An 11,431-nucleotide genomic window follows, 5' to 3' on the forward strand; every position below is an offset into this window, starting at 1 on the left:
TTATAAATATAATTTAACATCATCGGATTAGACCTACTTATCATATTATCATACTCATATCATATCATAAAAATACAAATTTAGAATATTTTTTATAAACTATTAACTGACAATTAAAGAGGCAAAATAATCATTATTTTTCATAATCTAATGATTCTGGACTAAAAAATGTACAGAAATTATTTCTGCACATTTATCTTTGTCATTTATCTTTGTATAGCATGTCTATATTATTTAAATTATTCGAGTTTTAAGAAGAATCCACTTTTTTGCATTATTTTGATGAAATCAGGGACACTGTCTGTTCGATTCCAATCACGTTGGAACTCACAAGCAATCTGAGCCAAACTTGTCATTTTTGCTCCAGCTTGTTCCACACGCCGTAAGGCCATTTCATGCGCTGTTTTGCTTGTTCCACCAACAGCATCTACAGGAACAAAGACTTCAAAGCCTTCTTTCAAAGCATCTAAGGTAGGAAAAGTTAGACAGGCCTCTGTCCAAAGCCCACATATAATAATGTTTTTTCGGCCAATTTTCTTAACTGCTTCGTTAACTTCCTTATCTTCCCAAGAATTAATTGAAGTTCGATCATAACTTACTACATCACTTAATAATTCTTTAAGTTGGGGGATTGTTTCTTTATTGCGACCAGTTACTACATTAACTGTAGACAATACGATTGGGACATCAAAGGTTTTCATCAGCTCTGTTAAATTAGTAACATTTCTAATTAAGTCTTGTTTGTTCATTGAATTAATAGAATTAACCTGAGTTGGTTGGTAATCAATCAACAGAAACATACTATTCTCCGGTGAAAGTAACTCATCTGTTTCTGGGTTTCTAGGTTCTAAACTTGTCATGTGAATCCTCCTTTATGCCTAAACTATATCATTATTTTTCTTTTAAAGCAACCTTTCTGTAATTAAACTTCAACCAAAAAGAATTCGTAATTTTAAATCATGATACATTGTAACTTATTGGTTACAAAACAAGAGCCTAATCCTCTTTTACTACCGGATTTGTCTATATTTACTTACTCCTTATCTATTAGATTAGTCATAAAAAAAGTTACTGACAAGAAACTGTCAGTAACTTTTTATTATTGGCCAAGGAGTTCTTGAGCTTTCGCTTTGTATTTTGTCATATCAATTGAAAGTCCTAAACCTCCATACATGTCATAAGCGTTTTCCCAGTCATTATCTGCCGGGATAGTTGTTGAGTTAATTCCATTTTTCATATCAAACAAGGTTGTAATTCCCTTTGTTAAGAAGAAAGAATTAGGAATATTGGTCATTGTGACGGCTCTTGTCGTTCCAAGAGCACTTGATGCAGTGAATAAAGCAAGTGGATTTTTCATTTTAGACATTACTGTTTCTAAAACTTGTTGTTGACGCTTAACACGCCCATAATCTCCCTCATCATCATGACGGAAACGAGCATAGTTTAACAACATGCGACCATCCATCTTTTGAGTTCCCGGTTTAATCATCATAAATGTACCACTACCATCAGGATAACCCAATTCGGCAGCCTTTTCAGCAGTCAAGTCTTTATCATTTGAAGTTTTCCCTTCCGTTGCAGCAAGGTCATCGGGTACAGGTACAGCTGATAGCGTTTCACCATTTACCGTTGAGAATTTTGCATCAATTTTCAGGCCTGTCGGGAATAAAGAATCAATAATTGTCGCAAAGCTTGAGAAATCTACTACCGCGTAATATTGGCAATTAATGCCAAAATTTTTCTTCAATGTCTCGCTCATCAGGTTTACACCTTGTTTGTTATATTGTTCTCCAATTGTGAAGGCAGAGTTAATTTTTGAATCTGGACTATCACTTGAACCTACATCAGGAATATTGACAAGGGTGTCACGCATAAAGCTGACAATTTGTATATTATGGTCTTTACCATTAACATGTAAAACCATAATACTATCCGTATGAGCAACACCAGAAGATTGCCAGGGCCTTTGGTCAGCCCCAAGTAACAAAATATTTACTGAACCATCTGAGTTTTTCAAACTTGTAAATTTTTCTTGTTTTGCAGGACTTCCTTCATGCTTGACTCCGCGTTGATAGCCGTACACAAAGAAACCAACCATAAGCACAATAATCAAGATAATAATTCCAAATATTGTTCTCAACCAATGTCGCTTCTTTTTCTTACCAGATTTCGCCTTTTTGGAACCTTTGTTGCCTGTAGAAATTTTATTTCTATTTTTTTCTGGGCTTGGGCTACTTTCTCGTGTATTTCTTCTATTAGTATTGTAGTTATTAGAGGGTGATTCCAAATCTCTTTGTTGAAAATTTTCTGATTCATAATCGGAATATTCTGGTTCTGTATATTCTTCAAATTCTTCAGATTCAGAATAATTTCCTTCTTTTTTCAGTTCATTGAGTAACTCATAGTACTCTTGACGCTCTCTAATTGTGAGATAATCGATATTATGTCTCAAATATTCTAAGCGTTTATACTTTTTTTCATTCATTGTCATATTATTATATCAAAGTTTGATAATTCCTGCAAAAACTTGCAAAGGATTTATAATACAGAAAAATATAAAAAAACTCATTTTACATGAGTTTTTTGGCTTTTTCTTCAATAAATTGAACAATTTCTTTAATAGTTTTTCCTGTACTATCAAGCAAAATTGCATCCTCTGCTTGTTTTAATGGAGAAACTACTCGTGTGCTATCTTTACGATCACGTTCAGCAATTTCAACTTTTAAGCGTTCAAGATCTGTCGGAATTCCTTTAGATAAGTTTTCTTTATAACGTCGCTCAGCTCGTTCATCAACTGAAGCAACTAAGAAAATTTTCAAATTTGCCTGAGGTAAAACAACGGTTCCGATATCACGACCATCCATAATGATTCCACCCTTTTGAGCAATTCGTTGTTGTTCAGCAACCATAAACTCACGAATTTCCACCATTGCTGAAATTTTAGAAACAGCATTCGTTACTTCGTTTGTTCGAATAACTTCAGTCACATTATCCAAACCAACCAGCACTTCTTGACCATTTTTCCCATTTGCAAAAGAAATTGGATGATTTTCAATAAATTGGATGATTTTTGAAGCATCTTCTGTTTTTTCTTGCAAAGCAACTAAAGTAGCCACTCGATACATGGCTCCTGTGTCTAAATAAATGAGTCCAAGATTTCGAGCAATTATTTTTGCAACAGTTGATTTTCCACTTGACGCAGGACCGTCAATCGCAATTTGAATCTTTTTCATAGAACCTTTATCGTTACCTTATTTCTTATTTTCTCTTTTAGGCCAAATTTTACTGACAGAATTAAAAGAAAGATTTTCTTCTATAATATATGCTTATTTAACTTTCTGTCAGTGAAATTTTATTTCAATTTTAAAATTTGCCCAGCATGAATAGCTGACCCATCAGCATTATATCCGTCAGCACTAATTCCATTTAGGCTGGCAATTGTCGCCCAAGGAATACCTGTCTTAGCCGCAATTGTACTTGGGTAATCCCCTGTTGCAATTGTATAGGTATAGGTATCGGCAGCTTCTGAGCTACTGCTTGATGATGAAGCAGCCGTACTACTACTAGCTGGTGTACTAGCTTCTGTTGATGAAGAGGCCGGGACTTGACTTGATGCTTGTTCTGACTTAGATGCTGATGATTGATGAAAGCTTTTAGCAATACTAGCTGTATTTCTTACTTGATTATTCCATAAAATAAAACCAATAGCAAATCCAACAAGAATGAACATGAGGACAACAAGAAAAGTTAAAAAGCGTGTCGTCAAAGGACGTTTGCTTTCTTCTTTTCCTCTATCATGTCTTTTCATTTCAGTCGATTCTTCTTTCATCGCACGATAAATTTCATTATTCCAGGGTTCTTTTGTTGACACGACCTTTTCCTTTCAATTTTACTATTTTTTTATTATCATTTGTTATATGAAGATAAAAATAATTCCCGATAAATGTATCGCATGTGGTTTATGTAATCTCCATGCGCCAGAAACTTTTGACTACTATGATAATGGTATCGTAAAATTTTACGATACGGATGAAGTTCAAAAAGAACTTTCAGAAACTTCCTCACTTCTTCTCGCTGTCAAATCATGTCCTACCGGAGCCCTCAAAATTTCAAGGGATTAGTGTATTATTTTATCAACTACTATTCTACCATAAGTTTTTCGATTCCTGTCATTTTTCAAAAAGATTTATCTTACTTTGATAATCTTTTTTTATTTTGAACATAAAAAAACTCGGTTTAAAGCTATCTATACAAATTAATTATAAAGGGTTTCCATTCCTTAAAGAACAACTGTAATATTTTTATGAAAACATTTGCAAATATCGATTTGAAGTAGTATAATAACTAAGTAATAATTTTTATTATAATCTTATATAGGAGGTTACTCACATTGAGTATCGGAATTGTTATTGCGAGCCATGGTGAATTCGCTGCAGGCATCAAACAATCTGGTTCTATGATTTTCGGAGAGCAAGAAAAAGTACAAGTTGTTACTTTTATGCCTAGCGAAGGACCAACTGATTTGCATGCTAAAATTGAAGATGCCATCGCAACATTTGATGCTGAAGATGAAGTACTTGTCCTTGCTGACTTATGGAGCGGTTCTCCATTTAACCAAGCAAGTGCAGTGATGGGTGAAAATCCAGAGCGCAAGATCGCTATCATCACAGGCCTCAACCTGCCTATGCTTATCCAAGCCTACACAGAACGCATGATGGACGCGTCTGCTGGAGTGGATAAAGTCGTAGCAAATATTATGAAAGAAGCCAAAGGCGGTATTAAAGTACTTCCTGAAGAACTTCAACCTGCTGAAGAAACTGCTGTTGCAGCTGCTCCGGCTGCTGTTCAAGGTGCAATCCCAGAAGGAACAGTCATCGGTGATGGTAAAATTAAAATTAACCTCGCTCGTATTGACTCACGTTTGCTTCACGGACAAGTTGCAACTGCTTGGACTCCAGACTCAAGAGCAAACCGCATCATCGTTGTTTCTGACACCGTTTCTAAAGATGAACTTCGTAAGAAACTCATCGAACAAGCGGCCCCAACTGGTGTAAAAGCTAACGTTATACCAATCAAGAAAATGATCGAAGTTGCTAAAGACCCCCGCTTTGGTGACACTAAAGCACTTCTTCTTTTCGAAACTCCACAAGATGCTCTTGCAACAATCGAAGGTGGTGTACCAATTGATACATTGAACGTTGGTTCTATGGCTCACTCAACTGGTAAAACAATGCTCAACAAAGTTCTTTCTATGGACAAAGATGACGTTGCTACTTTTGAAAAATTGCGTGACCTCGGAGTTAAATTCGACGTACGTAAAGTTCCGGCTGATTCTAAATCAGACCTCTTTGGTTTGATTAAAAAAGCTAACGTACAATAATCAGAATATGCTCGTCTGATATTCTGATTAATAAAATTGAATATTAGGCAGCTAATTAATTAAGGAGATATAAAAAACATGGAATACGGTGTTTTATCTGTAATCTTGGTCATTCTCGTTGCCTTCCTTGCTGGTCTTGAAGGTATCCTTGACCAATGGCAATTCCACCAACCAATTATCGCCTGCTCGCTCATCGGTATTGTTACTGGTCACGCATCTGCAGGGATTATCCTCGGTGGTTCGCTTCAATTGATCGCTCTTGGTTGGGCTAACGTTGGTGCCGCTGTCGCACCCGATGCTGCCCTTGCCTCAATCGCCTCATCTATTTTGATGGTTCAATCAAACAACTTTGATTTGACTCACATCATGGGTACTATCGTTCCTGCTGCTATCTTGCTTGCAACTGCTGGTCTTGTATTGACTACTCTTGTACGTATGCTTTCAGTTGTGCTCGTTCACCAAGCTGACCGTGCTGCGGAAAATGGTTCTTACACAGGTGTTGAAATGTGGCACTTCATCGCGCTTATCTGTCAAGGTTTGCGTATCGCTATCCCTGCTGGACTTCTTTTGGTTATCTCACCTGAAGCTATCCAAAACGCACTTGCTGCTATTCCTCCAGTTATCTCTGGTGGTCTTGCTGTCGGTGGTGGGATGGTTGTTGCCGTTGGTTATGCAATGGTTATCAACCTTATGGCTACTCGTGAAGTATGGCCTTTCTTCTTCCTTGGTTTCGCTCTCGCACCAATCTCTGAATTAACATTGATTGCAACTGGTGTCCTCGGTGTTGTTATCGCTATCGTTTACCTTAACCTTCAATCTTCTGGTGGTTCTGGAAATGGTACTGCATCATCATCAGGTGACCCAATTGGCGACATCTTGAACGACTACTAAGAAAGGAGGATCTAAAAAATGTCTGATAAAAAAGTAACTCTTGATAAGAAAATCCGTCGTAGCGTTATGTGGCGTTCAATGTTCCTCCAAGGTTCTTGGAACTACGAACGTATGCAAAATGGTGGTTGGGCTTACTCGCTCATTCCAGCATTGAAAAAACTCTACCCTTCTGGCGAAGAAGCTAAAGAAGCTTTGAAACGTCACTTGGAATTCTTTAATACTCACCCATACGTTGCCGCTCCTATCATCGGTGTAACTCTTGCCCTTGAAGAAGAACGCGCTAACGGTGCTGATATCGATGATGCCGCTATTCAAGGGGTAAAAGTTGGTATGATGGGTCCTCTTGCCGGTATCGGTGACCCAGTCTTCTGGTTTACAGTTCGCCCTATCGTTGGTGCTATCGCAGCTTCATTGGCTGTTGGTGGTTCAATCATCGCTCCACTCTTCTTCTTCATCGTGTGGAATGCAATCCGTATCGCTTTCTTGTGGTACACTCAAGAATTTGGTTATAAATCAGGTTCTGCAATCACTAAAGACCTTGGTGGAGGACTTCTCCAAACTGTTACTAAAGGTGCATCTATCCTTGGTATGTTCGTCCTTGGTGTATTGATTCAACGTTGGGTAACAATCAACTTCAACGGTGCTAACGCTGTTGTTTCAAAAATTCCTTTACAAAAAGGTTCTTACGTAGAATTCCCTAAAGGTTCTGTATCTGGTACACAACTTCATGAGATTCTTGGTCAAGTAGGTAACAAACTTTCTCTTGATCCTACAAAAGTAACTTATCTTCAAGATAACTTGAATCAATTGATTCCTGGTCTTGCTGGTTTGCTTATCACATTCCTTTGTATGTGGTTGCTTAAGAAAAAAGTTTCTCCAATCGTTATTATCTTTGGTCTCTTCATCGTGGGTATCCTCGGTCGTTGGGCTCAAATCATGTAATCAATGGATTAACAAAAACCAATCTTCGGATTGGTTTTTTTATTATAATTTATCACTTGAACTTTAGAATATTTAGAGCAAGTAAAGCGTTTTTATGGTATAATGGTTTTTAGATTATTAATCTATGAAATGGAGAGAATCTGTGGCTCAATCACTAAATACTAAAGCTGATTATTCAACAGAAGGAATTGTTTATTTGGGTTTTGCTGAATATGGTAAAATTCTAATTGGCGATGTTGCTTTTGAATTTTATAATGATCGCAATGTTGAAAAAAATATGACTTTTCCTTGGACTTCAGTTGCTCGTGTCGAGGGTGACGTCTCTAAAACACTCAAGGGTGAAGTTAAAGTCGGTCGTCAGTTTTCAATCGTTCTACAAAACGGTTCTAAAGTTCGTTTTTCTTCGAAAAACTCAGGAACAGTTTTAAAATGGATTCGTCATTATCTAGGAAACGAAAAAGTGGTTAAATCGCCAAGTTTCCTTGGAACTTTTAAAAATGCTTTTAAAAGAAAGAAAAAAAAATAAAAAAAATCCCTGTTTGGGGATTTTTTTATTAGTTGGGACATGAGCAGTCACTTGTCGCGCAAGTGCAACTTCTTTCTCTTTTTCTTAGTCCAAATCTTTCAAGAACTTGCTGACGATAAGAAGGACGTCCAATGAATCGTGTCACTTTACTAAAAATAAAACAAGATAGGAGTGTCACAAAAAAGTTTGGAAGGGCCAGATAAGTTACAAGTGCTAATAACATCACAACAATATCAATCCCAAATAATGTCTTATCAATAGATATTTTCCATTTGTTTTCAAAAAGTCGAGCTAAGAGAATAGAGCCACCAAATGTCCCCTGTGATAAGACAACTAAGCCTGCTCCAATCCCTGAAAGAATTCCATCAATCACCCCTACAGCAATTAATGAGTCCATTTGAAAGCCTGTAATTCCAATAGCCTCATATATCATCATCCAACCGCTCATAGCTAATGCTCCTGGGATGGTCAGTAATAATTCTCTTTGTTCAAGTAATTTCCAACTGACAAGAAACAATGGAATATTGACCGCAAAAAAGGTCAAGGCTGGATTGAGACCAAAAACAAAATGAATAAAGACTGAAAATCCTGCAATTCCATTGCTTGCCATAGCATTAGGAACAACAAATAGTTGAATGGATAAAATATAAAGTCCTACACCAATGAGTAGTATGAATAAGTCTCTGAGAAATAGTCGATCAATTTTTACTCCGATTAAAGTCATCTTACCTCCTTTATTAGTTTTTTCTTATAATCTAATGATAACATTTTTATAATTAATCTATAAACCATATCCCTCTTTGGAATCAAAATTTATTATCTACTCCTTTGTATATATTTTATAATACAAGTATCAATGGAAATGAGGGCGATTTTGGAAGCTAATAATTCAGAAATTTTTTTGGAGACAAAGGGAACGGCTTATTTAGGTGTCGTTGAAAATGGAAAATTTATTTTAGGAAATGCTGGAATTGAATTTCAATATAAAAATCCTCACCGTGGGAAAAATATTTTCTTTTCTTGGAAAAGTATAAAAAGTGCCGAAGTTGATGTTTCAATCAGCGGAAAACTTGGTCAGCAATTTTCTTTAATTTTGGACACTCAGGCAAAAGTTCGCTTTTCTTCTAAAGATTCTGGTCCCATTTTAAAGAGAGTGGCTGAATATGTGGGCAAGGAAAACATTGTCAGAGCCCCAAGTTTACTTGATCCTTTCCGTCGAGCTTTCAAAAGATAGAAAATGTTTAATCCAGCAGCAATCAGTTTTAAAATTTTTGACAAAGTAATTCACAAAATGGTAAAATAATTTTAGAAAAGGGTCTTGTGAACTTTTTTAGAGAGCTTGCGTTTGGTGAAAGCAAGTAAAATTAAGCAACGACTTTCTACTTCTTTTAAATTTCTCATGAAAATGAGAACGTTCTGTTTACGTTACAAACATGAGAGTTCTATTTTTACTGACAGATTTTTCAGTAAATCAATAGATAATTTAGGTGGAACCGTGCGATTATCGCGCCCTAATTCATTTCGAATTTGGGCGCTTTTTTTCTACTGACAAAATATTTTTTGCTTACTTGTAGCGTTTGAATTTTCGTCAGTAGATTGATTATAAAATTAACAAAAAATAAAGGAGAGCTTATGCTTGATATTAAAAAAATTCGTGCTGATTTTGATGGCGTTGCTGCAAAATTAGCTACTCGTGGTGTTGAAAAAGAAAAACTTGAAAAACTTCATGACTTAGACATTAAACGTCGTGAACTTATTGTAAAATCTGAGGCTTTGAAAGCTGAACGCAATAGTGTTTCTGATGAAATTTCCCAAGTAAAACGTGCAAAAGGTGATGCTAGCACACAAATTGCAGAGATGCAAAAAGTTTCTGCTGAAATCAAAGCCATTGACGCTGAACTTGCTGAAATCGAAGAAAACTTGAATGAAATCATCATTATGTTGCCAAACCTTCCTCATGAAAGTACGCCAATTGGTGCTGATGAAGATGACAATGTTGAGGCTCGTCGTGTTGGTCAAACTCCAACTTTCAATTTTGAACCTAAAGCTCATTGGGATTTGGGTGAAGATTTAGGAATTTTGGACTGGGAACGTGGTGGTAAAGTCACTGGTTCACGTTTCCTTTTCTACAAAGGTGCTGGCGCAAGACTTGAACGTGCCCTTTATAACTTCATGCTTGATGAGCATGGTAAAGAAGGCTATACCGAAATGATCACTCCTTATATGGTTAATCAAGAGTCAATGTTTGGAACTGGTCAATATCCTAAATTTAAAGAAGACACTTTTGAATTGAAAGATGATCGTGGTTTTGTCTTAATTCCAACTGCTGAAGTTCCTTTGACTAACTACTACCGTGGTGAAATTTTGGACGGTAGCGAATTACCAATCAAATTTACAGCGATGAGCCCTTCTTTCCGTTCTGAAGCTGGTTCTGCTGGTCGCGATACTCGTGGTTTGATTCGTTTGCACCAATTCCACAAGGTTGAAATGGTTAAATTTGCAAAACCTGACCAATCTTATGACGAACTTGAAAAAATGACAGCAAATGCTGAAAACATTCTGCAAAAATTGGGTCTTGCTTACCGTGTTGTGGCTTTATCTACTGGCGATATGGGATTTTCTGCTGCTAAAACTTATGATTTAGAAGTTTGGATTCCTGCTCAAAATACTTATCGTGAAATTTCTTCATGTTCAAACTGTGAAGATTTCCAAGCCCGTCGTGCCCAAATTCGTTATCGTGATGAAGATGGTAAAGTTCAGCTCCTTCACACTTTGAATGGTTCTGGACTTGCTGTTGGACGTACTGTGGCTGCTATCCTTGAAAATTATCAAAATGAAGATGGCTCAATCACTGTTCCTGAAATCCTTCGTCCTTATATGGGTGGACTTGAAGTAATTAAATAATAAAAAAATCTACTGACAGAAATTTTTTGGTCTTGTCAGTAGGTTTTTTTGTTGAAATTTTTAAGTTTGAAATAGTAGTAATTATCGAAAACTTTGAAAGCTTGAGAAAGATATAAAGTATTGCCGGAAATATTTTCCCGCCAAGTTTGAATAAAAACTTCTTGTTTCTCACTATTCTTATTTCTATCTAATAACAACAGAAAAAACTTCTTGGCATATCTGATGTTATCCTTAAATCTTAGAGTCACTATTAGTTTTAACCCGACTTTTTCCCCTTGTTTAAGTAGAAGATGATGAATTTTAGGAGCACCATAGATTCCTCGGTTAGCATTGAAGAGTTGAGAAATTTTGAGTGACAGGTATTGTCTCCTTAATTGAGTTTTAGATGGATGTCGGTTAATCCGTTCATAATAACTTGATTCAGGAACATCAAGGAGTTGACAGCTTAGTCTGACATTGAGTGCTAAAGGTTGTATGGTTTGAGCCATATCCGCAGCACTCACTTCTTTTTCTCGGCGAATATGGTCAATACTTTTTTTAAGATGTCTCGTTCTTCCTTAACTTTAGCCAGTTGTCTTTTTAATTCTAGAAAATCAGCTTTAGAGACGGAGCTTTCATTAGATTTAGAGTAGAGGTCTATCCATTTATAAATTGTTGCAGGGGCCACGTCGTATTCTTTAGACAGCTGGGTGACGGATTGACCAGAATGATAGAAGGCGATAAGGGTTTCTTTAAATTCTTTTGAGTAGCGTTTTTTCATGTTTTTGTCCTTTGTCTAAATTATACAA

At 36.4% G+C, this 11,431-nt stretch carries 12 protein-coding genes and 1 pseudogene; 7 read left to right on the top strand and 6 right to left on the bottom strand.

All coding sequences use genetic code 11. The features are described 5' to 3' along the window. Positions 1-239: 239 nt before the first annotated feature. The 4 genes from LLA01S_RS10575 to LLA01S_RS10590 form a co-directional block, all read right to left on the bottom strand. A complete protein-coding gene (locus LLA01S_RS10575; RefSeq protein ID WP_021165591.1) occupies positions 240-860 on the bottom strand; it encodes a hydrolase in 621 nt (206 codons plus the stop codon). 239 nt (positions 861-1,099) lie between these two features. Further along, positions 1,100-2,491: an LCP family protein gene (locus LLA01S_RS10580; protein ID WP_081106897.1), complete on the bottom strand. Its 1,392-nt coding sequence runs from the start codon at positions 2,489-2,491 to the stop codon at positions 1,100-1,102. 79 nt (positions 2,492-2,570) lie between these two features. Then, entirely contained in the window at positions 2,571-3,233 is a 663-nt protein-coding gene (cmk, locus tag LLA01S_RS10585; RefSeq protein WP_014572251.1) for a (d)CMP kinase, read from the bottom strand. A gap of 119 nt (positions 3,234-3,352) precedes the next feature. Further along, positions 3,353-3,871 carry an SAG1386/EF1546 family surface-associated protein gene (locus LLA01S_RS10590; protein ID WP_021165592.1) on the bottom strand — a complete coding sequence of 173 codons (519 nt, stop codon included), beginning with the start codon at positions 3,869-3,871 and terminating at the stop codon, positions 3,353-3,355. A 46-nt stretch (positions 3,872-3,917) separates the two neighbouring features. Between LLA01S_RS10590 and LLA01S_RS10595 the strand changes: the two genes are divergently transcribed. The 5 genes from LLA01S_RS10595 (at position 3,918) to LLA01S_RS10615 (ending at position 7,739) form a co-directional block, all read left to right on the top strand. Continuing rightward, on the top strand, positions 3,918-4,121 hold the full coding sequence (locus tag LLA01S_RS10595) for a ferredoxin (RefSeq protein WP_011676698.1): 204 nt from the start codon (positions 3,918-3,920) through the stop codon (positions 4,119-4,121). Between the two features lie 269 nt (positions 4,122-4,390). After that, the gene (locus LLA01S_RS10600) at positions 4,391-5,380 is read left to right on the top strand and encodes a PTS sugar transporter subunit IIB (RefSeq protein ID WP_011676699.1); all 990 of its coding nucleotides are present in this window, start codon (positions 4,391-4,393) and stop codon (positions 5,378-5,380) included. Positions 5,381-5,458: 78 nt separating this feature from the next. Continuing rightward, entirely contained in the window at positions 5,459-6,271 is an 813-nt protein-coding gene (locus tag LLA01S_RS10605; RefSeq protein WP_032950524.1) for a PTS mannose/fructose/sorbose transporter subunit IIC, read from the top strand. A gap of 18 nt (positions 6,272-6,289) precedes the next feature. Further along, on the top strand, positions 6,290-7,213 hold the full coding sequence (locus tag LLA01S_RS10610; RefSeq protein WP_011676701.1) for a PTS system mannose/fructose/sorbose family transporter subunit IID: 924 nt from the start codon (positions 6,290-6,292) through the stop codon (positions 7,211-7,213). 142 nt (positions 7,214-7,355) lie between these two features. Next, positions 7,356-7,739: a DUF956 family protein gene (locus LLA01S_RS10615; protein WP_011676702.1), complete on the top strand. Its 384-nt coding sequence runs from the start codon at positions 7,356-7,358 to the stop codon at positions 7,737-7,739. A gap of 28 nt (positions 7,740-7,767) precedes the next feature. Here LLA01S_RS10615 and LLA01S_RS10620 read toward each other — a convergent pair whose 3' ends face one another. After that, positions 7,768-8,463: a YitT family protein gene (locus LLA01S_RS10620; RefSeq protein WP_014572250.1), complete on the bottom strand. Its 696-nt coding sequence runs from the start codon at positions 8,461-8,463 to the stop codon at positions 7,768-7,770. 150 nt (positions 8,464-8,613) lie between these two features. On the opposite strand from LLA01S_RS10620, the gene LLA01S_RS10625 reads away from it, so the two are divergent. Further along, on the top strand, positions 8,614-8,973 hold the full coding sequence (locus LLA01S_RS10625) for a DUF956 family protein (RefSeq protein ID WP_011676704.1): 360 nt from the start codon (positions 8,614-8,616) through the stop codon (positions 8,971-8,973). A 398-nt stretch (positions 8,974-9,371) separates the two neighbouring features. Further along, positions 9,372-10,643 carry a serine--tRNA ligase gene (serS, locus tag LLA01S_RS10630; protein ID WP_061778291.1) on the top strand — a complete coding sequence of 424 codons (1,272 nt, stop codon included), beginning with the start codon at positions 9,372-9,374 and terminating at the stop codon, positions 10,641-10,643. A 239-nt stretch (positions 10,644-10,882) separates the two neighbouring features. On the opposite strand, the pseudogene LLA01S_RS12265 reads toward serS, so the two are convergent. Then, a pseudogene (locus LLA01S_RS12265) lies at positions 10,883-11,403 on the bottom strand (transposase); the annotation flags it as partial. Positions 11,404-11,431 lie beyond the last annotated feature (28 nt).

Origin of the sequence: Lactococcus cremoris subsp. cremoris NBRC 100676 (genome assembly GCF_001591705.1) — a bacterium.
Lineage (GTDB): Bacteria > Bacillota > Bacilli > Lactobacillales > Streptococcaceae > Lactococcus > Lactococcus cremoris.

Coding starts and splice junctions, on each gene's coding strand:
- LLA01S_RS10575 (WP_021165591.1), bottom strand. CDS start 860: ATGACAAGTTTAGAACCTAGAAACCCAGAAACAGATGAGTTACTTTCA.
- LLA01S_RS10580 (WP_081106897.1), bottom strand. CDS start 2,491: ATGACAATGAATGAAAAAAAGTATAAACGCTTAGAATATTTGAGACAT.
- cmk (WP_014572251.1), bottom strand. CDS start 3,233: ATGAAAAAGATTCAAATTGCGATTGACGGTCCTGCGTCAAGTGGAAAA.
- LLA01S_RS10595 (WP_011676698.1), top strand. CDS start 3,918: ATGAAGATAAAAATAATTCCCGATAAATGTATCGCATGTGGTTTATGT.
- LLA01S_RS10605 (WP_032950524.1), top strand. CDS start 5,459: ATGGAATACGGTGTTTTATCTGTAATCTTGGTCATTCTCGTTGCCTTC.
- LLA01S_RS10610 (WP_011676701.1), top strand. CDS start 6,290: ATGTCTGATAAAAAAGTAACTCTTGATAAGAAAATCCGTCGTAGCGTT.
- LLA01S_RS10620 (WP_014572250.1), bottom strand. CDS start 8,463: ATGACTTTAATCGGAGTAAAAATTGATCGACTATTTCTCAGAGACTTA.
- serS (WP_061778291.1), top strand. CDS start 9,372: ATGCTTGATATTAAAAAAATTCGTGCTGATTTTGATGGCGTTGCTGCA.